Raw genomic sequence first — 23,903 nt, forward strand, 5'->3', positions numbered from 1 at the left:
AAAAAGTCATGGTTTAATTTGTTCATTTTTCCCAAATCCGTGTTCCCGTCTTCATTAAATACATAATCAACCATATTAAAGTCCGGTTTTGTTAATGGATAAACTGAAATAGTCTTATCTCCGACTTTAAATTTTTTGTTCTGTAAGAAGTGATAAAAAAGATAAGCTCCTTCAATACTTGCACCAAGTAATTTACCATAACCAGTCACGTTTAATGGTAACACCTTGTGTGCCGTCCAAACTGAAGCTGCAGTTGCTCCAGCTTTAGACCCTTCCAGGATATAGGCACCAAGCAATGCCGGAATATCTGCTCCCTTTTCAAAAACATATGTGGCAAAATATGAAATGACATCACGCATTCTGATATCTTTTACCACAATACCACCAGAAGAGTAAGGGATATATCCCATTTTATGTGGATCAATTGTAATGGTTTCAGCCTGACTCATTGCTTTAAATGCATGATAAATATCTTCATTCAACCAATCATTTTTTTCAGTAAAAATGTTATATTTTTCATATACTTCATCGATTTTATCATAATCAATAAATTCATTGTTTTCATCTAAGAAAATAGAACGAGCATATCCTCCATAAGCAGCATCGATATGAATGTAGAAGTAAATACCTTCTTTTGCTAATTTTTCACGTAGTGTAACAATTTTACCAATGTGGTCTACTTGTCCTTCTTCAGTTGTACCAATAACACCCACCACACCAAGAATAGGTATTTTTTCTGCAGCTAATTCCCGGATTTTTTCTTCGAGTTTGTCAATGTCCATACGATAGTAATGATCCACTTCAATTGCTTCTACACAATCAAGACCTATCCCGATAATATCGGCTGCTTTTAACCAAGAATAGTGTTTTGTTTGTGGAATCAACCATTTACCTAAACCCTGTAGATTTTGACCACTGCGTGCAGAATGCGCTTTGATATCCTCAATTTTTTCAGGAATTTGATCTAAAATATCTAAAATTTCTTCTGTAGACAGATTTAATAATTCCCACTCCGACTTACCTTCAACAAATTGAGGAGCTACTTCTTTAATCGATAAAGGAAGTGACTTCATGTTTCTCGCATACCAAAGACCCTCTAAGTTAGCAATGGAACCATCCGCACAAATATGCCCCCAGCTTTTGTCTTTTTTATAACCCATGAGGGCTGCAAATTCATGTCCTACTTCTTCTTCCATTTGAGAAGTAGCTGGAGAAGATTCATATGCTACATTGTTGCCATTCCATAACATTGCTACTGCATAAGAAATAATAGCCGGCATTAATGTTTCAGAGTTCATATGCCCCCAAAATCTTCCTGCTGAATGCCATGGCAATGAATTTGTACGAAGTTTCGAAGATAATACATTCATTACACTTCGGATGTGATCTGCTGTTTCTTGAAAACTTTTTGAACTTTTATCTTGCGGAGTAATAACCGGTAAATCTTGTGGTTGATAATTTTGACGCCATCCTACATGTTCATCTACCAATTTGATTAATAGCTCTTTAAATAAATCAGCATTTTCACCTTTATCTCCTAAGAATAATGCTTTTAAATCTATATCTGGCATGGTATATTTCATATTTCATTTCCTCCAATTTAACTCAAATACTTGCCAAGTAAATTCCATAGTAAATCTACGGTTGCTTATAATCTTTCTTCCACTCTGGTCTTTTGTATCTGTAGATAACAAGAGCAATACCAATCATCAATAATGTAGCGACTATTTGATAAATAATATATCCCGTATATTGGCTTGGTTTTAAAATGGATGGCGGAATAATACTGACAATAATCGTAAATATAATGCATATTATTGATAAAATGGAAACGATCCACATTAATCCATTCCCCTTATTCCCCAATCTAAATGGTCTTTTAATCTCAGGCATTATATAACGTAAACGAATCGCTGAAATAGCAATAAAAATATATACAACACAATACAAAATGGTTGTTGTAATTGTAATGATTAAGAATGCGCTGTTAACGTCTGGAACTACTACGTATAAGATCGATACTAAAGAAATGACAATGGCTTGAATCATCACAAATGTAATCGGAATACCTCTGTTTGTTCTTTTTTGAAAAAACTTTGGGAGGTTACCTTCTTCTGCAACTTTAATCATAGATTTACTTGGTCCAAGAACCCAGGCACTTAACTGTACTAAAACTCCAATTAAAATCATCAATGAAATGAGATTAACAAAAATCAATGGTATACCTAAATTTTTACAAAAAATCAAGTATGGTTGTGTGATATTAGCAAGCTCCAATTTACCCCTTGGTACTGCGTTTGATACAGTTAAACCAGCTATGATATTAAATATGGCTAATAAAATGACAGATGCAATAACAGCAATTGGATAGTTACGTTTTGGATTCTCAATATTATTCGCATGTACTGATGAAATTTCTACTCCTGCAAAAATAAAGATAATTCCTGATAAATAAGTTAAACTTCCTAAGTCTCTAAAATTAGGAATAATATCCCTTGGCTTAAAGTTACCTAAATAGCTATTAGGTTGAATTCCGTTTTTAATCATATAAATGATACCTAGAAGAACAAGAAAGACAAACGGAATATATACACCAATAACCGCTCCCCAGTTACCCGCAATTTTAACCATATCAAACTTAAGATTTAATAATGTAACACTCCAGTATGAGATGAGAATTACGATGAAAATAAAGTAATTATTTGAAGATAATCCGGATTTATTGATGACGTATCCAAAAAGAACACCGACAGTTGAAGCAACCATAACCATCCCAAAAAACATTTGAACCCATAATAACCAGGAGGTGACAAATCCCCATTTTTCACCTAAACCATTTTTCACCCAAACTTGAGGTCCTCCTTCTTCAGGGAATCCTGTTGAGAGTTCAGCTGACATTAATGCAATAGGTAATGCAAATATTACTGCAGCAATCAACATATAGAAAATCTGGGTCCAACCAGTAATGGCAAGGGTTGGCACACTACGCACCGTTCCGAAAAAAGCCATTGTAATACCAATCAATCCAAAAAGTGTTAATTGTTTTGTCTTGTTCATAATTAAAGCCTTCTTTCTATATTCAAATGAATAAATACAATGAACAAATAATCATTTTTTAATCAAAAATCGATTAGGAATAGCTCTTTTTTAGAGTTGCCATGGCACTTGATATTTATTTAAGGTAAATATTTGGTAAAAATTGTTGTACCTGAAATTCTTTATAAAAAAATGTCCATTCCCTTAAACAAGCTTTTTCGGGCTTCTGAACGCAAAAAAGAACCGAGATAACGTACCAAAGTTACGTTTCCCGATTCTTTACGAAGTCTGATTACTAGCTAATCATTCACGATTTTTTTTCATACGCTTAAAAACAACATCGTACATATCGTTTCCATAATGTAACGATCTCTTCACACGAGAAATGGTTGCTGCACTCGCTCCTACTTCTTCTTCAATTTTATGATAAGTACTGTTATTATATAAAGCTTTCGCTACTTTAAATCTTTGAAAGATTGTATTCAACTCCTTCACTGTGAATAAATCATCAAAGAATCTATAGCACTCCTCTTCATTTTCTAATGTTAAAATTGCTTCAAAAAATTCATCTAAATCTTTTCCACGTAATTGATCTATTAGCATATGCCTACCACCACTTTCATTAGAGTAGCCTGTGCCGCACAAAATCCACTTCTTATGCCGAAGGATAAGAAAACTCTTCTACAATAATATTTCGCTTTATTCAATTAATTATTTCACATAAAAATACGTTCACAAAGACACAATTAATGGAATTAATCACAAATATTTCAACTTAAAAATCTATAGAATTATTAATGTTGTAGGAGGAGCATAAAGTATTATATCACTATTTTAATATCATTAATCCTATCCTTATATTAAAAATTAGTGGCGGATTTTTGTCTAAAATATGGACTATATCAGAATAATTTCATTAATGCAAAAAGCTGGCATGCACCAGCTTTTTTGTAATTTCTGTAAATTACCAATATTTAATTCTAACTAGCTTTTCTGTATTCTTCCACTTGTTTTTTGCCATTGCCCATAAATCCTAAAGCAATATGAATGACCGGTATGATCAAACAAAAGATTGCGAACGGTAAATAGTGAAGTGTAGACACACCTAGAGTACCTGTGATAAACACACCACTCACTCCCCATGGAATTAATGGATTCACAGCAGCTCCGGCATTCGCTAAGATTCCAGATAGATTTTTCGGATCTACATGAATGGCCTCATATTGTGATTTAAATGCTTTTCCAGGCAAAATAACGGATAAATACTGCTCTCCTAAAAGAACATTGATCCCAATTGAGCTTAATGCCGTCATTAGCATCAAGTTTCCTTTCGCACTTACCACGCCCGAAATTCTTGAAATGAGCTTTTCAATAATTTTAATTTCTACTAATAATCCGCCTAATGCTAAAGCAAGAAGGATAAGAGAAACAGACCACATCATGCTTTGCATTCCACCACGAGTAAGCAATTGATCTACCGTCTTGACGCCTGTTTTGGAAACAAATCCATCCTGCATATAAGCAGCAATTTGGCTAAAGCTAGTATGCGGGTGGTAACAATAAATGATCCCAATTGTAACGGCGATACTAAGTAATAACGTCGGAATAGCTGGCACTTTTTTTATTGCACAGATAAATAAAACTAATACTGGAATTAAGGTAAAAACTGAAATGGTAAAAGATGAATGAAGTGTTTGAACGAGTTCGTCGATTTTATTCCCTGCTGATCCTGACGCCCCGTGTCCCATAATTGCGAAAAAAATAAGAGATATTATAAAAGCTGGAATAATGGTTCTCATCATGCTGCGAATATGGTCAAATAAATCTACTTCGGCAATAGCAGATGCTAAGTTCGCTGTATCAGACAATGGGGAAATGTTATTCCCTAAAAAGGCACCTGAAATAATGGCACCTGCAGTCATCCCTGGGTTAAAGCCCATCATTTGACCCATTCCTAATAAGGCAATACCCACAGTGGAAATGGTTGTAAAGGAGCTGCCCACTGTTATCCCTACCAATGCACAGATGACAAAAACAGAAGGTAAAAAGAATTTGGCAGATAAAACTTTAAAGCCGTAGATCATGATGGTTGGAATGGTTCCTGCTGCAATCCATACACTAATTAAAATCCCAATTAACATAAATATGATGATCGGAATTAAACCCGGTGTAATTCCATTTTGAATGCCATCATGAATGGTCTCCCAAGAAAAACCTTTCAATTTTGCAAATAACACAACCAATCCGATGGCAATTAAAATCGGCACTTGAGGAGGTACACCTAAGGCTATGATACAGGTTCCTATAATGGCTAATAAAACGACTAAAAGAAAGATACTTTCTTTTAGAGTGACTTCTTTTTTCATTTTAATATGCTCCTTATGAGTCAAATGTTATAGAATTCTACCTTTCTATTTTTGTGAACGATTGAACAATTAACATCTGAACTCTATAGTAGACAATCTATTAATGATAGATAGAGGGCATAAACAATGCTTTAGATAGTATAATGAATACTTTCAACTTGTTCCAGCGGATGTTTATGCCCTACTTTATTCACCTAGCTATTAAACGATTAACGTACTGCAACCTCAACTTTTGCATTTGCTTCCATTTCACTGTAAATCTTTTCTAATTTAGATTGCATCGCTTTTTCGATTTCACCAGCATATTCTTCAAATACATCTTTATCATGGGCGTATGGAGATAGCGCACTAGCACGTAGTACCGTAACTTTGCCTTCGCGATACCATTCTCTTTCGCTAAATCCAAGACTCTTCACAAATGGAAGTGGGCTGTTGCCATAGTCTGGAATAGCGAAGTCAGTATGAGAAGTAATAAACTCATTATCGTACAAGCCGCCTTTCACATAAGAAGCTTGATCGAAAAAGTCATGGTTTAATTTGTTCATTTTTTCTAAATCGGTATTGCCTACTTCGTTGAATACATAGTCAACCATATTGAAATCTGGTCTTGTTAATGGATACAGACGGATTGTTTTATCGCCCACTTTGAATTCTTTTCCATATAAGAAGTGGTAGAAACGATAAGCTCCTTCAATACTTGCACCGATTAATTTACCATAACCAGTTACATTTAGCGGTAATACTTTATGGGCTGTCCAAACGGCTGCTGCGGTAGCACCTGCTTTAGATCCTTCTAACATATAAGCACCTAATAAAGCCGGAATATCTGCACCTTTTTCAAATACATAGGTTGCAAAGTAAGAAATGGCATCGCGCATTCTAATATCTTTGATGACAATTCCACCCGCAGAGTAAGGGATATATCCCATTTTGTGTGGGTCAATGGTAATCGTTTCAGCTTGATTCATTGCTTTAAAAGAATCATAGATTTCTTTTGTTAACCATTCACATGGCTCAGAGAAGATGTTGTGTTTAGCATATACTTCATCGATTTTTTCCCATTCGATAAATTCGTTATTTTCATCTAAGAAAATAGCACGAGCATAACCACCATAAGCAGCATCAACGTGAATGTAGAAATAGATTCCTTCTTTTGCTAATTTTTCACGAAGTTCTACCATTTTATCAATACGGTCTACTTGACCTTCTTCTGTTGTACCGATAACGCCAACTACACCTAGAACAGGAATTTGTTGTGCTGCAAATTCACGAATTTTCGCTTCTAATTTGTCAATGTCCATGCGATAGTTGTCATCAACATCGATTTCTTCTACACAGTCAAGACCAACACCGATAATATCAGCCGCTTTTAACCAAGAATAGTGTTTGGTTTGTGGGATTAACCATTTCCCTAATTTTTGTAGATTTTTACCACTACGTGCAGAATGAGCTTTAATTTCATCCATTTTTTCAGGAATTTGATCGATAATATCTAGAATTTCTGCTGTAGGCATATTCAGTAATTCCCATTCAGATTTACCTGCAACATATTCAGGAGCTACTTCTTTAATCGCAAGTGGTAATGATTTAATGTTACGTGCATACCATAGGCCCTCTAAGTTCGCAATGGAACCATCTGCGCAAATATGACCCCAGCTTTTCCCTTTTACATAGCTCATAAGTGTAGCAAATTCATGTCCCACTTCTTCTTCCATTTGAGAAGTACCTGGTGAAGATTCATAGGCTACGTTATTACCATTCCATAACATGGCTGCTGAATAAGCGATAATCGCAGGCATTAAGGTTTCAGAGTTCATATGTCCCCAGAAACGACCAGCAGAATGCCAAGGTAGTGAGTTCGCACGTAGTTTAGAAGATAGTAGATTGAACACACTACGCATATGATCAGCCGTTTCTTGGAAACTCTTAGAGCTTTTGTCTTGAGGCGTGATCACAGGTAAGTCTTGTGGCATATAGTTTTGTCTCCAACCAACATGCTCATCGACCATTTTTAATAATAATTCTTTAAATAAATCTGTATTTTCCCCTTTAACTCCTAAGAATAATGCTTTTAAATTAATATTTGGCATTTCGTATCTCATTTTCAATTCCTCCATTACTCTAGTAATTTTTAGTAATTAATTTGCTTGTTTTAAATATTCCACTTGGTCTTTTTGATCTTCTTTCTTCCATTCTGGTTTCTTACATTTGTTAATGATAAGAGCTATTCCAATCATAACGACAGTAGCGATCACTTGGAATGCTACGTAACCAGTATACTGACTTGGTTTTAAAATGGATGGTGGAATCAAACTTACAATAATCGTAAGGACGATACCTGCCATAGAGAAAAGAGAGACAAACCACATTAATCCATTTCCCTTACTACCTAATCTAAATGGTCTCTTAATATTAGGCATGTTATAGCGTAAGCGAATGGCTGAAATAGCAATTAAAGCATATACGATACAATATAGAATCGTTGTCGTAATGGTAATAATTAAGAATGCACTATTAATATCTGGAACGACTACATATAAGAAAGATACTAACGAAATAACAATGGCTTGAATCATGACAAACGTGATCGGGATGTCTTTCTTCGTTCTCTTTTGGAAGAACTTTGGTAGATTCCCTTCGTCTGCTACTTTAATCATAGATTTACTTGGTCCAAGTACCCATGCACTAAGCTGCACTAAAACACCAATTAAGATCATTAAAGAAATGATGTTTACAAAGATCGTTGGAATCCCTAAGTCTTTACAGAAAATCATGTATGGTTGTGTAATATTAGCTAACTCTAGCTTACCTTTCGGAACTGCGTTAGAAACGGTTAAACCAGCAATAATATTAAAGATGACTAACAAAATAACAGAAGAGATAACCGCGATCGGATAGTTACGTTTAGGATTTTTAATATTATTGGCATGTACAGATGAAATCTCTACCCCTGCAAAAATAAAGATAATCCCTGATAAATACGTAATGCTTCCTAAGTCCTTAAAATTGGGTACTAAATCACTTGGCTTAAAATGTCCTAAGTAACTGTTTGGCTGAATTCCATTTTTGATCATATGAATAAGACCTAAACCAACGAGAAGAACAAATGGAATATATACACCTATTACAGCGCCCCAGTTACCAGCGATTTTTACCATATCAAACTTGAGGTTTAATAACGTTACACCCCAGTATGAAATTAAGATGACTGCAAAAATAAAGTAGTTGTTTGAAGATAATTCTGGTTTATTAATAACGTAGCCTAGTAGGACACCAACAGTTGATGAAACCATTACCATCCCAAAAAACATTTGAACCCATAATAACCACGAGGTAACAAATCCCCATTTATCACCTAATGCATTTTTAACCCAAACCTGAGGCCCACCCTCTTCAGGAAATCCTGTCGAAAGCTCAGCCGACATTAACGCAATCGGTAACGCAAATACAACCGCAGCGATTAGCATATAGAAGATTTGCGTCCACCCTGTAATAGCAAGTGTTGGTACACTACGTACAGTACCAAAGAATGCCATGGTAATACCGATTAACCCAAATAGCGTTAATTTGTTTGTCTTAGCCATAACTATATCCTTCTCTCCCGTATTTAATTTTTTTAGAATAATAAACTGAATGAATACGCTAATTTCCAATGGAATAGCTCACTTTAAAAATTAGGGTATGAAAACATGTTAGCTGATACGAAGTTTGTAGATCTGATAGAATCATCCCTTTCTTCAAACAATGCTTTTATTTTATAGAATACATCCAAAAACAAGATGAATAATATTCATAAAATAAACATTTGTTTTGTTGAAAACCCATTATTAAAACTAGGATCCCTACTTGTGAGGCGCTTCACATTTCAACTTACGACGTCAGTCTACTCCTGTATTTTTGTTTTGTCAACATCACAAAAACCATTGATTTAATAGCATTTGTGACAAAAAATCAAAAACTTATTATTCAAAGCTTTAAAGGTTTTATGCTTTTATTGATTGAAGCATAAAACCTTTTACTTTAAAAAGTTAGTTTAAAAATTATTAATAATAATGAATAATAATACAAAATTTAATATAGTCACGCTTTCCTATTTTTGGTTTTTATTCATATGGTTGACATACCCCTTATGGGACATTTCATTCGATTTATCAGAACCTTCAGGTTTTTTTCCTACTGCCCAAAAGTTGCAGGATTAATAAGTACAGTTAAATTCAAAAAAAAAGGAAGAGTGGACTTTCTCCACTCTTCCTTCAAGAAGTACATAACCAATATTTGGATTGTTATACTAAAAAAGTAATTTTTCCTCTTCTCTTACACCTGGATGCCAGTCTAACATATGGAAAAACGCTTGATTGGCAACGGGATCATTTATACAAAATTCATCCACGTCTAAATGAAGTTTATTATCATTTCCCAAGTGCTCAGTTACATTTTTTAACAATTTACTGTATCCGATTAAACGTCTAGGTGTAATGATTTGACTTTCCCGAAAAGGAATTTCACTTTCTTGTTCACGAAAGTTTAACAATTTTTCTTGGATATTTTCACGTTCAGCATCTCTTCCGTTCACTACTTTCACTTTAACAAACAACCCATTTTCGATCCCAACTGCTCGACTCCACAAAGAGATCCAGTTATCATATTTGATATAGTATCTCCCTTGAAAGTAACTTTTGATCATTGGAAGTAAAATGTGAATTCTAGGATGATACCTATCGCCTTTTTTCACAATATCCAGCATCCTAAAATAACCGAGACTGGCTTGTTGAATAGACTTATACTTAAACAACCGATTAAAGCCAATTAACATCTTGTCTAAGATCTGATTAATCTGTTCCATGGTTATATTTTCTAAGCCCAAATCGACCAATAACCAATTCACTTGCTGCTTATTATTTACTTCTGTTATCACTTGGTGATTCAAGTATGCTAATTCCACTGCTCGTTCCCATGATAGAAGCATAATTAATCCTTCACTTCCACTTCATAACGCTACGTTTTTACAGAGTTTTATTCTCCTAATTTCACTAGGCTGTAATTCTTTTTACCTTTACGGATAATGATAAATCTTCCATCGAATGAATTTTCTACTGTAACATCCGTATTCACATCTGTTACTTTGTCTCCGTTCATCGAAATGGCTCCACTATTAATATCTTCTCTTGCTTGGCGTTTAGAAGGTTCAATTCCTAATTCCACTAACCAATCGACAATATTTTTTGATTCCTTTGAAGCATGGAAAGTCGGCATGTTTTTAAAGCCTTGTTCAATTTCATCTGCTGTTAATGCTTTAACATCCCCGCTAAATAGTGCCTCTGTAATTTTTAATGCTTGATGCAGTGCATGCTCACCATGAACAAATTTCGTCATTTCTTCTGCTAACACTTTTTGTGCTTCGCGTTTATGCGGCTCTGTTTCAACCTTCACGGCTAATTCGTCAATTCGATCTTTTGTTAAGAAGGTGAAGAATTTCAAGTATCTGATGACATCACGGTCATCTGTGTTGACCCAGAACTGGAAGAATTCAAATGGTGTTGTTTTCTTAGGATCTAACCAAATCGCTCCGCCTGCTGTTTTACCAAACTTCGTCCCATCTGCTTTTAACATCAATGGAATCGTTAATCCAAAGACTTTTGCTTCTGGTCCTTCTTTTCTACGAATAAGGTCGATCCCAGCTGTAATATTGCCCCATTGGTCACCACCACCAATTTGCAGGCGTACACCTTCTTCTTTGAATAAGTGATGGAAGTCCATCGATTGTAAAATCTGGTATGAGAATTCCGTAAATGAAATCCCTGTATCTAAACGACTAGCTACAATATCTTTCGCTAACATATTATTGATGCTAAAATGTTTCCCGTAATCCCGTAAAAAGTCAAGAATGTTTACTTGATGTGTCCAATCGTAGTTATTTACCATTTTCACGCTGCTGTTTCCGCCAAAATCAAATAGCTTTTGCATTTGCGCGGTTAATGCATCAACATTATCCTGTACTTGTTCTAGTGTTTGAAGTGTTCTTTCTGTTTGACGTCCACTTGGATCACCGATTGTTCCTGTAGCCCCTCCAATTAAAATAACTGGATGATGCCCAGCTAATTGGAATCGCTTCATCATCATAAATGGAATTAAATGTCCAATATGCATACTGTCACCAGTCGGATCTACACCACAGTACAAGGAGATCTCTTGCTCTTCTACTAGTTTGCGTAACCCTTCTGCGTCGGTTTGTTGGTTAATGGCATCGCGCCATTCCAATTCATCAATGATGTTCATGTCTTTCCAGCTCCTTTAATTTGTAAGTTATTCTCACCTAGTTTGGGTAAGATAATAAAAAAAAACCGCCCCTCATCCACATTCGTAGACATAGGGACGATTTTTAATCGCGTTACCACCCAAATTGTACAAAAAGGACTATGCCTATTCATACCACTCTTAGCAATAGTATCGATTGCCAATCCGCTTAGCATTACCTAAGATACTCCAGAGTGTAATTCACAGGTTTGTTTGTGCTAGGTTCCATCAACCCCTAGCTTTCTCGATAACAGTGACAACCTGCTACTGGGCTCTTTCAATGTATTTGATATATTAGATTGTAGCCAATTATAGTAAATTTAAATTACATTGTCAACGTCTGCACATAAACATTAAAAATGTTTTAAAAATGTTCACATTTTGTTTCTTTGCTTTTCATTATCTGAAAAGTTCAGATGCGTGACTGGTTTTGAGAAAACTATATGATTCTGAATTCTAATCCGGAAAAAAGACTTTAATAAACTGGCAAACAGAAATCCTGAATAGCGTTGTCTTTAATTATTCGAATGGTTTCTTGGAGGGAATCAACAATTTAACAAAGGAAATATAGAGGAATGCCTTTGGATACCGAAGTTTGATCGTTTTAAAAGTAGGGTTTTATTACATCATCAATTTAAGCATATTGGAACTCATATTGGTTAGGTAGGAAAGAATTCAATCCTCTCCTACCCCAACATTTGAATTAGCACCGATTAAAACGAGGTTATGTTCTTTTTTTAAAATTCTTGACAAGAACTTATTATTCTCGTATAGTACCAATATGCTTTAGCACTAAAAAGCGTTTAAGCAAAAAAGAAAATCTATCTGTTAGCAGAAAATAGTAGCTTTGTTTCATGCAGCGAGAAGAGATCGGATGGTAGCTGAAAATCCGAGCATACACAAATGTGAAGTACACCTGCCTAGATATAGCAGATATAAAGAGTGGGCAAGTTTATTCTTGTCAAGTAGGGTGGTACCGCGAAGCATCTTCGTCCCTATGTGGAGAAGGGGCTTTTTTGTATTGTGCAATCCTTTTCTCCTATATACAACGTAGTATTACAAATTGGGGGAGATTTTTACATGTTACAATCTGCAAAATTAAAGCTGCCAGTATGGGAAGCAGCAATCGTTATGCTCACAATTTTAGGGATGGTGAGTAGTGGTATTATTCTATTAGGTTTAACACCTCATTTACCAATGATATTTGCGATTATGTTATTAATGGTGTATGGAATAATAAAAAAAGTAAAAATATCTGATATGGAAAGTGGAATAATGAAAGGTGCTACAACTGGTTTGGGTGCAGTTTATATTTTCTTTTTTATCGGAATGTTAATAAGTACTTGGATGGCAAGTGGTACGATTCCAACGTTGATGTTCTACGGTTTTGAGTGGTTTTCAAGCTTACCATTATATTTTTCAGTATTTGTCGTGTGTGCTATAGTGGGGACATGTATTGGAAGTGCCTTTACAACATCTGCAACAATCGGTGTTGCATTTCTTGGAATGGCAACTGCAATGGATGCATCGTTAGCAATAACAGCAGGAGCAATAGTTTCAGGTGCATTTCTAGGAGATAAGATGTCACCACTTTCAGATACGACAAATCTAGCATCTGAGACACTAGGTGTTCCGTTATTTGATCATATTAAAAATATGTTATGGACTACGGTACCTGGCTTTATTATTACATCTATAATATTTTTCTTCTTATCGCCAGAAAGCAGTGGGAAAACGGAGGAAATATCCATTTTCTTAAAAGCTTTACAAGAGCATAGTTACATTAATTGGGTAGCATTAATACCATTTATTATTGTAGTAGTACTTGCTTTAAAAAAAGTATCAGCTATACCCACTTTATCTGCTGGAATTGTAAGTAGTGTAATTATTGCGTTCATTGCAGACGGTTCATTAACGTTTACGAAAATGTCGAATATATTATTTTCTGGATTCGTGATGGAAAGTAATGTAGAACAATTGAATTCTGTGCTTTCTAGAGGTGGAATTGAAAGTATGATGTTTTCCATATCCCTTGTTCTTCTAGCTTTAGGGATGGGAGGATTACTTTTCCTACTAGGAATAATTCCATCTTTATTAAAAGCAATTGAAGGACTATTAAAAGGTGCACCTTCCTTAATCGTTGCCACTGCATGCACAGCAATCGGCATTAACTTCTTTGTAGGTGAGCAATACCTATCTATTCTTTTAACAGGGAAAACGTTTGAAGGACAGTACGAGAAGCTAGGATTTGATAAAAAAACATTAGCACGAGCTTTAGAAGATACAGGAACTGTCATAAATCCGTTAGTGCCTTGGGGGGTTTCAGGTATCTTCCTTACTGGTGTACTAGGTGTCTCTACGTTAGAGTACGTTCCTTTTGCCTTTTTCTGCTTACTATCACCATTGTTAACAATTTTCAGCGGTATTACGCAAATCGGAATTTCAAAACATGAAACAAATTAATATAGATTAAAATAGAAGTCATCAAATATTTTACTTAAAAGTTGAATATTTGATGACGTTTTTTATTGTTTGCTTAATTGGCTAGTAATTTTGTTCTTAAGTTTGACATTTCTTTATCCATTAAGGAAGAAGCTTTGGCAAGCTCAATTAGCTGCTTTTGAGCATCCTCAGGAACAGTCTCTCCTTGATATTTATAATTTAGTTTATGCTCGGTGGATGCCCAAAAATCCATAGCGGAAGTACGAATTTGTATTTCTGCAGGAACCCATATTATTTCGTTGGATAGGATGACTTGGGTTTCTACAATCAGGTGCAAACTTTTATATCCGCTCATTTTCGGGTCCTGAATATAATCCTTTATGCGTATCATTCGAATGTCTTCACGTTGCTCGATATGCTCCTTCAACATATATACGTCATCAATAAAACTTGTGACAATTCTAACACCCAAAATATCTCTTATTTCATTCCTCACCGCTTCTTGTGTTAAAGGAATTTCTTTTCTTTGTATTTTCTCCACCAAAGATCTTAATGTTTTTAAACGTGTTTTCATATGTTCAATAACGGAATAGCCATGTTGTGTTTTCCACTCTAAGTCAATAATCTTGAAATCACTTTCTAATTCATGTAATGCCATTTGGTAAGGTAAAAAGAACCCCCTCCAATTGTCTAATACTTTTTGAATAACCTCGATTTTTATCTTTTCTTTCAGCATGTCCACAGCCCTCTCGTTATTATTCTGTTATCATAACACAAATGATTCAAAGTAAAAAAGGTGGGACAAAAGAATTAGTAATATAGATTAGTAGAGATATTTATGTTCTACATATCTAGGGTCATTTTCCATTAGGAGCTCTTCCTCTTCGTTTCGATAGGTCACCTTTACCATACCTTTAGGAATTGAATATCCGAATGTCTCTTTTACAATGTCAGTTGGTTTTGGTCTAATATCGTACATAAACTCATTAACTTCCTGTCGAGCGGATTTTAAAGCCCTTCCAGAGTAACTACCAATTCTTGATCCTATTTTGTAGTTTGCTATGTTTGCTACCATGGCTTCGTCTTTGTAAGCATAGAAATCTACATAAAAATCGGTGCGTTTTGACCATTCATCTTCGGTCACTTCACCTACTTTAACTTTCAAACCAATATCTTGTACCCTGTTAACATAAGCAGGGACATTCTCTAAAATTTCTTTCTTATCTAGAAAACCATACTTTCTAAAATCATCTGAAATATACATAGGCTGCGCAATAACCAACTCGTCATTTAAAAAAATACGAATAAGATTATAATTAGATTCCTCAACTACATAATGCCATTCCGTCTTGTCAATTCTATGATGCATAACATTTCCTCCTGCACTAAACTCCAACCCTTTCGATAAATAAGAAGGTACGATCAAGATATGTCCCTTCTTCATATCTTGCTTTTCTCCTACTAATTGTATCGGAAGCTGGCAATTTTCCAGCATCTGATGGATTCTTTGGCATTCCCTGTCGGTGCGTCCAATGATGGTGATAGAGTGAAGCTCTTCCTCTATCAGTGAAGCAATATCTTGTTCCAGCTGCAGCCTAACCTGTTCCAGACTCGAAGGATCAATCATTTTATAGTGTGGTTTTTGACCTTCTCGAATGACGGGTTCAACCTTTGGCAAGTCTTGGTCGATCAACTGAAGGATATCGTTTGCCAAATTCATAATTTCAACGGTTGTTCGATAGCTTTTTTGTAAGGCTTGATAATTGGCATTAGGGAAGATTTCTTTCAATACCGGTGTCCAACTATTCAAGCCACGATAGGAATGAATCCCTTGTGCTAAATCTCCCACAATGGTAAACAAGTCTGTATTAAAGCCTTCTTTTAATGCGGCAAATTGAAAATAGCTGTAATCCTGTGCTTCATCAATAAAGATACTCCGCATTTTATATTTTTCATCGATCCCTTCCAATTGCCTTCATATAAAATAATGGGGCTAAATCCTCCAGTTCGTATGCACCTTTGGCAAATATTTTCTGACAAAACGTACTTAGGATCGTACATTGTTGATCCGAAAGAGTAGTGGAATGCTTTTTTATCAATTCAGGTGAAGACATCAATTCATTGTATAAGGTAAAAATATCTTTCATAACAAGCGCTTGCATATATTTTTGTACCGCTGTCTTCGCCTCTTGCTCCACCTGCTTCAATCTTTCTTCTTTCCTATCCATCAGCATGACCACTTTTTGCTTTCTTCTTTCCGGATCGAGCCTCCTGCTGTAAAGAACCTGGTCTAAAGCATCATCGTATTTCTTATTAAGGTTTGTTAGCATAATGGCTTTCTTCTTTTTCAAATCATTTTCTAATAAGGATTTTATTTTACCTATCCTTTTATAGATTGGTAAGTATGTATATTCTTTTAAAAATAGTTTTTTAAGCTTTTGGCCTTTCAAAAGAATGGATTTTTCAACTCTTAAATCCTCTTTAGGCGCAAGATTTAATTCCAATTCCTTTACATAATGATCAATTAATGACTTAAATTCGAGTGAACCCTTATAACTGGAAACCCATTGCATTGACTTAGATGTTCGTTATCTTCAAGGAGTTTCATCAGCTTGGAATTAGGGGAAAATAGTTTTATTTTCTTTCCCAAGCAACTTTTCATAAAATCGATATAGGTAGTTTGATTAATTTTGTTGACCCCTAGTTCAGGTAAGACGGCAGATATATAATCAATAAACAGTCGATTGGGTGCAAGAATCATTAATTTTTCTGGAGGAAATCTAAACCCAAAGGAATAGAGAAAGTAGGATATTCTATGGAGTGCGATGGTTGTTTTCCCGCTTCCGGCGGCCCCTTGAACGATAATGGGGTGTTTCAGTGATGCCCGGATCACTTCATTTTGTTCATTTTGAATGGTCGCAACAATTTCTGTTAATCGATTGTCTGCTTTGCCTGACAAAGATTTCTGCAAAAGTTCATCGTGTGTAGTCAAATCGATATCTCGGATTTCTTTTAATAATCCATCGACAATTTCATACTGCCTCTTTAATGCTAAGTAACCGGTTTGTGTCTCCCCATATGCTTCATATGACACATCTCCCAGCCGGCCATCATAGTAGACATTGGCAATCGGTGACCTCCAATCCACGATAATGGGCTGCTGTGTCACACGGTCAAACAATGATACCTTGCCAATGTACAAAATTTCTTCCCTTTTTGTACTATCGCTCGTAAAATCGATCCTTGAAAAATAGGGTTTGCCAATCACGCTTTCTAACCTTTTCAGTTCACTTTCAGCTAATTCAAGAAATCTTGCATTTGCGAGAAGGTCCGTGTAGCTCGTACTACTATCCTTAGAATTCAGGTCGGCAAAAGATTGTTTCATATTTTCAACGAAAAATTCTTTATTCCCCTCAGAAATTTCTAAAACGGTGCGTATATATTCCTTTGTAAACTCTAAGCGCTCCACTTCTGCTTGATAATCTTTATGGTCACGGACAGACACTTGATCTTTGGTACTCATCCTCTTCACTCGTCATCTCTCTTTGTCATTTTGGAAGTATGGGATATTAAGACTAAACTAAATCTTTTGTACGAGTCAAGTTTTTTAGTACCTGATACGTTAAAGCTTTCGTTCATCAGGGAATCTGCCACTAAAAGCTGTTCCAGTAACAGAATAATATCTAGTAGAATACAGGAAATGTATAGCATATGTACAAAAAAAGAGTGATTTTCATGGACAAACAGGTAAATGACCAAGAAATAGCCAACCATATTTATAAGGACGGTGATGCCTTAACAAGTTTTGATGATTTTAAGGAATACCGGAGATGAAAAGTTGATTTAGGTTTAAAACTTGGGATGGATGAGGAGCAATTAGCAAATTCGGCACAGAAAGTGGCCAATTATCTTGCCGATAAGCAGTAACCGAAAAATTCTGAGGAGTGTTTATTACAGGAGCTGTGGAAAGTGGGTACGGAGGAAAAACAGCACAAGCTGGCACATATGCATGTACGATTAGTACAGGAATAATGGAATAGCGGTGATAGGAAGTGACCAAACTTACTTCATATGAGAGGACAAACAGGATGATCAAAATGGCTCAATTTCAAGATAATGTACTGATGAATGCTGCGCCCGCGCAATGAGCTTGGTAATTTATTAGATTCTTGAAGAGTATTTTCCATCTTTACGACTCCAATAATTTTATTTATGTTTATCTTAATCGACAAAATCTGGAAGGACTCCTTCCGATAAATCATTTGCTTTATGCATCATTCTAAACATGATTGAGGATTTTAATATTTTCTACTTCACTCTTAGGCAAACACCCAATAATTCCCGTATTCTTCACCTTAGAGAGTTTTTCATATACCCTATTTTTTATTTGAACATGTTGTAAAACTAGATTTTCAGGTCGTTTAAGACCCCGTAAACTAATAAAACCAGGACCAAAATATAATTGTCCTGGCACTCTTTATAATGATATATCCCTTAATTAAAATAGATCTATATATCAGCATCCATCATAATCCTTTAGATTCCCTCAAACCTTTAATCTACAAAAACGCCCCAACCGTCAGAATAACCACCATGTGGTTTACTTAAGTTATTTAATTTATTCTGTATGATAATTAATTCATTATAATTTAATAGCATTCTTTTAGAGCAACTACAAGCCCACTCTTCGGTTTCATCGTCCTGCTCTAAGAAACAATTGAACCCTTCTCCTTTTAGTACTTGCGATAATTTTTCACCTGTTGCTTGATCAGGTACGGCTACAAAAAATTCGACTGATTGTTGTTTTTTAAAATCTAATCCGTCTTTATATAGACTTCGTAAAGCATCTCCATCAGCATCATTAGGGAATTTCATTCGTTTTTCCTCCATATTCTAGTACATTCAATGTTGTCATTATAATTCACTTATTTCTTTTTTACTAACCATAAAAACCATATTGTTCAAATAGATGCTGAATTTTTATTAATTGGTTTTTATGTTCACCATTTCACAAACAAAAGCTCGCGACAGCCTTTACTTAATGAATGCCTTCGCGTTATTTTGTAGATAAGCAGAATAATTGCCAGGTTAAATCTCTCGGTGCAGACGTACCCCGAAACAGTCAATAAGTTGTGAGTGGTGAGGGAATCCGAGCCCATGTAAATAGTCCTGTTTCGATTATTGCATTAGAACGATTTCGGCTGTTGAAGCCTTTTAGACCAAAGTAAAGTTCATTTTCCAGATTCATTCTGGAGATTGGAAGAGCCCAGGTTATTTAAAGGTGGAACCCCCACCATTTATGGATGGGGAGAGCGTCAGGGTCCCCTATTCTCGAAAAGGATTCAATCGGAATATGGATAATTCATCCAGTTAGAAACAACTAAGAAACTAGAATTTAGGAGTTATCATCTTGTTGGGGTACCGTCAGGAAAATGCGGATTTACAACGTTAAGGAAATTACAATAATAAAAAACCCAATTTCTCAGTATTAAATTGAGAAATTGGGTTTTTTCGTTACTCCAGAAAAGCGCCCGATTGTGGAACAAGAAATGTAAGTTGTCTCACTATCTTATTTAATATTAGTTTTCCAGCCTTTTTGTAGTTGTTTTCGGATGTAAACAATTTGTCCAATATGGTAAGCGTTATGCGTGGACATATTTCCCAGTAACCCCCACCACTTTGCAGTCTCTGAGAAACCATTCACTTCACTTTCTACCTTTTCTTCAGTTAGTAGATCTTGCCACTGAAGCAGAACCCCTAGGAGGCACTCTTTTAAGTCAGCAAATTTTTTATTTTCTGGAACAATAAAGCTTTTATTATTATCACCTATTGGCGCAACAGCATTCACATGAGATTTTTCGTACCTCTTTTGCCATGTCTCATTCCAGTAAAGTAGATGTTGCACAATTTCAGCGATACTGTTACTTTCATCGTTGGGTTTCCAAAACGCTTCTTCCTCTGACAAGTTTGCAACTGATTCCGAAAACGGAACGTAAAAGCTAGGGTCGTTCGCATTTGCTAAAAACTGATCGACCAAAACATCTTTAGCATGGGACATATCAGTCACACTCCTTTTTAATTATATCTTTTCTATTTCGGTGCTCGTTTGAATTCTCCTGCTTTATTCCGTTAAATGGCCCGATTCATTAAGAAAAGCGCATTTTCTTGTTCTATAAATGCGCCCTTTAATTGAAATTAATAAATTCAGCAGTTAGGAGACTTCCTTGTACGTGAACGATATCATACCATGACCCTGTAATAAACACAGGGGACAATATAATAAAACTTTTTCTTATCTGCACTTTAATTTATCCACCTCCTGCGTCTCTTTTTGGGTCGAGAATGTGAGAAATAGGTTGACTGTAAAAATAAAATGCTGTATTTTTAATTTTGACTGACTTGATCAATATAAGGAATGTTAATGATATGAACTCGAAGGGGGCGGGTGCAGCGTGGCACCATTAAATGAAGAGCAGCTGATCCAGATCCGCGATGAGCGCAGGGAACAGATTTTGGCCGCTGCCTTAAGCGTATTTTCCAGACGCGGCGTTGCCGGAACCAAAATGAGTATGATCGTGAAGGAAGCAGGCATTAGCCATGGCCTAGTGTACCATTATTTCAAATCCAAGGAAGAGCTTTTCGTTACGCTTGTCAAAGGTGCTATAGAGGGTGCGCAGGAAGCCATGTCGTTCGTTACATCCCTTCCGGGAACCGCTTATGATAAAATCAGAAAATTGGTTGAAGAAATGATGGATGAGGAAGGAGCCCCGTATTTTCAGCTGATTTATCAGGCAAGAACGTCCGATGGCGTGCCTGAAGAAGCGAGAATATTGATCAACCAATACACGTTGGACGATTATGTTAGCACCCTTCGGCCTTTGTTCGAAGAGGGACAAAGGGATGGGACGATTGCACCGGGGGATCCGGGAGAATTGATTGCCGGCTTCCTGACGGTACTAACCGGAGTGATGATGGTGGGATCGGTGGATGAACGGCAGTTTCGCATCCCGGATATCGAAATGCTGATGAGGATGATCAGCAAATAAAGCACCTATCGCCTTTATTGCAGGCAGGTGCTTTATTTTTACGGAATGTACGGCTTCTCTTATCGTGGAATGATCTTTTCCAGTATTTCTTCAAGCGGCCGATGATGCTGCTCCAGCAGCTCGGCGAGGATTTCCTTTCCTTCGTCCGATGCTTCCAGCACCGCTCTGATCATTTGCGGATTGAACAGCTCACCAAGCGGAACAGACAATGTGTTTACTCCCCAATACATGCCGTAAAGCTGGAAGTTGCGATTCACCGTGCCCTCTTTAAGCAGCATATCCATCACCTTCCGGCAAAAATCTACCCCTTCAAGCGGTTCTGACCCGGCTTCATATTCAACGCCCTCCCACTGTAAATCCGCCGCACAGTTCAGCCACCAGGCAGGCGTAATGGCTTCACGCTGCATTCGTTTAAGTACCCGCTTTTCAAACTGCGACTTCGGATCGCTAAGCTGCTCCCGCAAAGAGGATTGCAGTATTTCCGCTTCGATTGCCGCAACCGTAATCCCTTGACCGAAAATCGGATCATAGATGCAGTAAGCATCACCAAGGACGAGCAGGCCAGCAGGCCAATGGTGAACCTGTTCATAATGGCGGCGGTATAATTCCGCTACACGAAAGCCCCGCGGGTTGCCGACAGGTTCCAAATCCTTGACGATTTCCGCGATCAGGGAAGACGGCAGCCCGGCCACCGTTTGTTCGAACGCCTCCGCATCTGTAGGAGGAAATTGCCCTCCGGGACGGTACAGCAGCAGTTCGGCGACTTGATTCTCAATGAAGGAGAAGACGCCTGTAAAGGTGTTGTTCTCCGGCTGGCCCATAATGTTGACGACATCCCACTCTTCGACCAGATGTCGCATTGCAGGCGGCAATGTATAGCGGCGAGTGCTGTACCCGATGGCCGTCTTCATCAGATCGGGCTTCGGTACTTCGTACCCCAGGCTCTCCAGCCACTCTGGCAGCCGGGAGGTTCGTCCGCTGGCATCGACGATCAGGTCGGCCATCCGGACACTTTCTTCTCCGGTAACTTTCCGCTCCCGGACCCGTACTCCGGTAATGGCTGAACAGTCTGGAGCTGCAATGAGTTCAAGTACGTCATGCCCTTGAAGAAACCTCACATTCGGACTCGCGCTCACGCGTCCGCGGATGACCCATTCAAGCACGGCGCGGCTGAATTTATAATCATTGCGCATATAAGGTCCGCTGACGATCCCATACGGATTCATAATATGCGCTGTCTTATTGAGCGAGGAAGGCGAGCCAAGCGCGGCCAACTCCTCTTCGTAGCCGGGAAACAGATTTTCCGTAATCATTTTGCCGCGATTTGTGAATCGATGCGGATGGAAACCGTGAGGTACGCCAGCCCGGTCAGCCGGATGTTCCGGATATTTATCTTTATCAATAACAAGCACTTCTCCATAAACATCCGCCAATACGCGAGCAGTCATCAAACCTGCCATACTGCCTCCGATAACGATTGCTTTTCCCATTCGAAGATTGTATTCCATAAGCTAACTCCCCTTTTTTATGATTGATTAAATCAGTCAACGTAAGAATAATACATTTACCACTATATGTCAACTCATAAAAGATATTGTTTTAAATCGAATATACGCTTCTTTGACATATTTATAACCAAAATATGGGGAAGTTTATAGGCGATCCTGCATAAAATAACAGAACACAGGTTGTCTTATGTCTGACAGACAAGAATTGTGATTTAGTCAGATCGAGAAAGACCATTACTTGCAGCAAAATTTTCTTTGATACTTTCGACGGACATATGTCCAAAATCCAGACTTTTGTGAACATGTCTGCGACCGCCGGCACCGTGATCGGGGTGCAATTTCGAGCAAACCAAAGAAAAAACAAAAATCGGCCCCCTTCGCACGCGATGCGAACAGAGGCCGATTTTTAGTTTTCAGTACAATTTAGAAAATCGCCGCCCTGGGCGGAATTTGGGCAAAAATCAAACTTGAAATACGAAGGCTTAGTTACTTACTTCCAACGTTTCCACCAAGGCTTATTTGCTTGTTCCTTTGTTGCAGCAATCTGCCTTTGAGCCTCGCTTAGTTGTTGCTTCAATTCCTCAACGGTCTTTTGCAGCTCTACAACCTGATCGGCCGTTTCCGTGATCCGTCCGTCCTGTCCATCCATCTGTTTGGAATACTCCAAAACCACTGATTTCACGCGGTTTATCCGTCCATCCTGTTTTCCGATCTCGGCGCCAGCTTGCCCCATTTTCTGTATGACAGTAAGCAATGTATCGCGTGGATCCGTTCCGGACAAAACACGCTTCACGTCATCGATCGCCTCTTCCGCGGTTATCGGAAACCCTTTTTGGGCCAGCAGCTCCATGATCTGAACCTTCGAGTGATCTTTCTCCCTCAGCTCACGGATCGTTTTTAGAACGTCCACTGTTTCCGGACGATAAGATGTAACCGCTCCATGCTTTACTACTGGAATATATACGTTAAAGTCCACTACCCAATCTACGATCGTCGATTTTGCAACACCAACCGCCTCGACGAGGTCCTTTTTCCGCAGCAATCCATCCATCCGTTTTATCCGTCCTTCCCCAGTCCGTCTGTCGTCCGTCTTAAATAATCAAGGACGGATCCGCTTCCTAAAAGGGTTTTATTCTCCGTCCGCAGCCCGTCTTCTTCCGTCCTCAGTTGTAAATTCGCGCCATCAAGAAGATTTCCTAGTGCCACCTAGG

At 37.3% G+C, this 23,903-nt stretch carries 19 protein-coding genes, 2 pseudogenes and 1 other annotated feature; of the genes and pseudogenes, 4 read left to right on the forward strand and 17 right to left on the reverse strand.

The window, feature by feature from the left end:
* The 8 genes from tdc (V7150_RS22790) to tyrS form a co-directional block, all read right to left on the reverse strand.
* The coding region (tdc, locus tag V7150_RS22790; protein ID WP_335522772.1) for a tyrosine decarboxylase at positions 1 to 1,583 on the reverse strand (1,583 nt) is incomplete at its 3' end.
* Positions 1,584 to 1,638: 55 nt separating this feature from the next.
* On the reverse strand, positions 1,639 to 3,057 hold the full coding sequence (tyrP, locus tag V7150_RS22795) for a tyrosine-tyramine antiporter (protein WP_335522774.1): 1,419 nt from the start codon (positions 3,055 to 3,057) through the stop codon (positions 1,639 to 1,641).
* Between the two features lie 282 nt (positions 3,058 to 3,339).
* Positions 3,340 to 3,639 (reverse strand): YerC/YecD family TrpR-related protein, encoded by a 300-nt coding sequence (locus V7150_RS22800; protein WP_335522776.1) that lies wholly within the window; start codon positions 3,637 to 3,639, stop codon positions 3,340 to 3,342.
* 377 nt (positions 3,640 to 4,016) lie between these two features.
* Positions 4,017 to 5,402 (reverse strand): Na+/H+ antiporter NhaC, encoded by a 1,386-nt coding sequence (gene nhaC / locus V7150_RS22805; protein ID WP_335522777.1) that lies wholly within the window; start codon positions 5,400 to 5,402, stop codon positions 4,017 to 4,019.
* 209 nt (positions 5,403 to 5,611) lie between these two features.
* Complete coding sequence (tdc, locus tag V7150_RS22810) at positions 5,612 to 7,504, reverse strand: tyrosine decarboxylase (protein ID WP_335522779.1); 1,893 nt, start codon at positions 7,502 to 7,504, stop codon at positions 5,612 to 5,614.
* Between the two features lie 36 nt (positions 7,505 to 7,540).
* Positions 7,541 to 8,986: a tyrosine-tyramine antiporter gene (gene tyrP / locus V7150_RS22815; RefSeq protein WP_335522781.1), complete on the reverse strand. Its 1,446-nt coding sequence runs from the start codon at positions 8,984 to 8,986 to the stop codon at positions 7,541 to 7,543.
* Between the two features lie 704 nt (positions 8,987 to 9,690).
* Positions 9,691 to 10,368 carry a protein rep gene (locus V7150_RS22820; RefSeq protein WP_335522783.1) on the reverse strand — a complete coding sequence of 226 codons (678 nt, stop codon included), beginning with the start codon at positions 10,366 to 10,368 and terminating at the stop codon, positions 9,691 to 9,693.
* A 47-nt stretch (positions 10,369 to 10,415) separates the two neighbouring features.
* Entirely contained in the window at positions 10,416 to 11,678 is a 1,263-nt protein-coding gene (tyrS, locus tag V7150_RS22825) for a tyrosine--tRNA ligase (RefSeq protein WP_335522785.1), read from the reverse strand.
* 89 nt (positions 11,679 to 11,767) lie between these two features.
* Positions 11,768 to 11,986: a binding site (T-box leader), on the reverse strand.
* Between the two features lie 173 nt (positions 11,987 to 12,159).
* On the opposite strand from tyrS, the pseudogene V7150_RS22830 reads away from it, so the two are divergent.
* Positions 12,160 to 12,359: pseudogene (locus tag V7150_RS22830) on the forward strand (transposase); the annotation flags it as partial.
* Positions 12,360 to 12,776: 417 nt separating this feature from the next.
* Complete coding sequence (gene nhaC, locus V7150_RS22835) at positions 12,777 to 14,159, forward strand: Na+/H+ antiporter NhaC (RefSeq protein ID WP_335522786.1); 1,383 nt, start codon at positions 12,777 to 12,779, stop codon at positions 14,157 to 14,159.
* Between the two features lie 73 nt (positions 14,160 to 14,232).
* On the opposite strand, the gene V7150_RS22840 is transcribed toward nhaC (V7150_RS22835), so the two are convergent.
* From V7150_RS22840 to V7150_RS22855, 4 genes are all read right to left on the reverse strand, one after another.
* Entirely contained in the window at positions 14,233 to 14,874 is a 642-nt protein-coding gene (locus tag V7150_RS22840) for a GTP pyrophosphokinase (RefSeq protein WP_335522788.1), read from the reverse strand.
* Between the two features lie 87 nt (positions 14,875 to 14,961).
* A complete protein-coding gene (locus V7150_RS22845) occupies positions 14,962 to 16,080 on the reverse strand; it encodes a 3'-5' exonuclease (protein ID WP_335522790.1) in 1,119 nt (372 codons plus the stop codon).
* Between the two features lie 10 nt (positions 16,081 to 16,090).
* A complete protein-coding gene (locus V7150_RS22850; RefSeq protein WP_335522792.1) occupies positions 16,091 to 16,711 on the reverse strand; it encodes a hypothetical protein in 621 nt (206 codons plus the stop codon).
* Positions 16,663 to 17,661, reverse strand: a complete 999-nt coding sequence (locus V7150_RS22855) for a hypothetical protein (RefSeq protein WP_335522793.1) — start codon at positions 17,659 to 17,661, stop codon at positions 16,663 to 16,665. The genes V7150_RS22850 and V7150_RS22855 overlap by 49 nt, the downstream gene beginning before the upstream one ends.
* Before the next feature lie 416 nt (positions 17,662 to 18,077).
* Between V7150_RS22855 and V7150_RS26670 the strand changes: the two are divergent.
* Positions 18,078 to 18,170 (forward strand): annotated as a pseudogene (locus tag V7150_RS26670) (DUF3243 family protein); the annotation flags it as partial.
* A gap of 522 nt (positions 18,171 to 18,692) precedes the next feature.
* On the opposite strand, the gene V7150_RS22865 reads toward V7150_RS26670, so the two are convergent.
* A complete protein-coding gene (locus V7150_RS22865; RefSeq protein WP_335522795.1) occupies positions 18,693 to 19,013 on the reverse strand; it encodes a ribonuclease E inhibitor RraB in 321 nt (106 codons plus the stop codon).
* A 694-nt stretch (positions 19,014 to 19,707) separates the two neighbouring features.
* Positions 19,708 to 20,196 carry a DinB family protein gene (locus V7150_RS22870; protein WP_335522797.1) on the reverse strand — a complete coding sequence of 163 codons (489 nt, stop codon included), beginning with the start codon at positions 20,194 to 20,196 and terminating at the stop codon, positions 19,708 to 19,710.
* A 394-nt stretch (positions 20,197 to 20,590) separates the two neighbouring features.
* Here V7150_RS22870 and V7150_RS22875 point away from each other — a divergent pair, with 394 nt between their 5' ends.
* Entirely contained in the window at positions 20,591 to 21,184 is a 594-nt protein-coding gene (locus V7150_RS22875; protein WP_335522799.1) for a TetR/AcrR family transcriptional regulator, read from the forward strand.
* 59 nt (positions 21,185 to 21,243) lie between these two features.
* Here V7150_RS22875 and V7150_RS22880 read toward each other — a convergent pair whose 3' ends face one another.
* From V7150_RS22880 to V7150_RS22890, 3 genes are all read right to left on the reverse strand, one after another.
* Positions 21,244 to 22,692 carry an NAD(P)/FAD-dependent oxidoreductase gene (locus V7150_RS22880; protein WP_335522800.1) on the reverse strand — a complete coding sequence of 483 codons (1,449 nt, stop codon included), beginning with the start codon at positions 22,690 to 22,692 and terminating at the stop codon, positions 21,244 to 21,246.
* A 490-nt stretch (positions 22,693 to 23,182) separates the two neighbouring features.
* A complete protein-coding gene (locus V7150_RS22885; protein ID WP_335522802.1) occupies positions 23,183 to 23,743 on the reverse strand; it encodes a MerR family transcriptional regulator in 561 nt (186 codons plus the stop codon).
* 5 nt (positions 23,744 to 23,748) lie between these two features.
* Entirely contained in the window at positions 23,749 to 23,898 is a 150-nt protein-coding gene (locus tag V7150_RS22890; protein WP_335522804.1) for a hypothetical protein, read from the reverse strand.
* Between the last annotated feature and the right edge of the window lie 5 nt (positions 23,899 to 23,903).

Source organism: Neobacillus drentensis (assembly GCF_036965245.1).
GTDB lineage: Bacteria > Bacillota > Bacilli > Bacillales > Cytobacillaceae > Neobacillus > Neobacillus drentensis_G.

Excerpts from the sequence above, each read along its gene's own strand:
- tyrP (WP_335522774.1), bottom strand. The coding sequence starts at position 3,057 with ATGAACAAGACAAAACAATTAACACTTTTTGGATTGATTGGTATTACA.
- V7150_RS22800 (WP_335522776.1), bottom strand. The coding sequence starts at position 3,639 with ATGCTAATAGATCAATTACGTGGAAAAGATTTAGATGAATTTTTTGAA.
- nhaC (WP_335522777.1), bottom strand. The coding sequence starts at position 5,402 with ATGAAAAAAGAAGTCACTCTAAAAGAAAGTATCTTTCTTTTAGTCGTT.
- tdc (WP_335522779.1), bottom strand. The coding sequence starts at position 7,504 with ATGAGATACGAAATGCCAAATATTAATTTAAAAGCATTATTCTTAGGA.
- tyrP (WP_335522781.1), bottom strand. The coding sequence starts at position 8,986 with ATGGCTAAGACAAACAAATTAACGCTATTTGGGTTAATCGGTATTACC.
- V7150_RS22820 (WP_335522783.1), bottom strand. The coding sequence starts at position 10,368 with ATGCTTCTATCATGGGAACGAGCAGTGGAATTAGCATACTTGAATCAC.
- tyrS (WP_335522785.1), bottom strand. The coding sequence starts at position 11,678 with ATGAACATCATTGATGAATTGGAATGGCGCGATGCCATTAACCAACAA.
- nhaC (WP_335522786.1), top strand. The coding sequence starts at position 12,777 with ATGTTACAATCTGCAAAATTAAAGCTGCCAGTATGGGAAGCAGCAATC.
- V7150_RS22840 (WP_335522788.1), bottom strand. The coding sequence starts at position 14,874 with ATGCTGAAAGAAAAGATAAAAATCGAGGTTATTCAAAAAGTATTAGAC.
- V7150_RS22845 (WP_335522790.1), bottom strand. The coding sequence starts at position 16,080 with ATGCGGAGTATCTTTATTGATGAAGCACAGGATTACAGCTATTTTCAA.
- V7150_RS22850 (WP_335522792.1), bottom strand. The coding sequence starts at position 16,711 with ATGCAATGGGTTTCCAGTTATAAGGGTTCACTCGAATTTAAGTCATTA.
- V7150_RS22855 (WP_335522793.1), bottom strand. The coding sequence starts at position 17,661 with ATGAGTACCAAAGATCAAGTGTCTGTCCGTGACCATAAAGATTATCAA.
- V7150_RS22865 (WP_335522795.1), bottom strand. The coding sequence starts at position 19,013 with ATGAAATTCCCTAATGATGCTGATGGAGATGCTTTACGAAGTCTATAT.
- V7150_RS22870 (WP_335522797.1), bottom strand. The coding sequence starts at position 20,196 with ATGTCCCATGCTAAAGATGTTTTGGTCGATCAGTTTTTAGCAAATGCG.
- V7150_RS22880 (WP_335522800.1), bottom strand. The coding sequence starts at position 22,692 with ATGGAATACAATCTTCGAATGGGAAAAGCAATCGTTATCGGAGGCAGT.
- V7150_RS22885 (WP_335522802.1), bottom strand. The coding sequence starts at position 23,743 with ATGGATGGATTGCTGCGGAAAAAGGACCTCGTCGAGGCGGTTGGTGTT.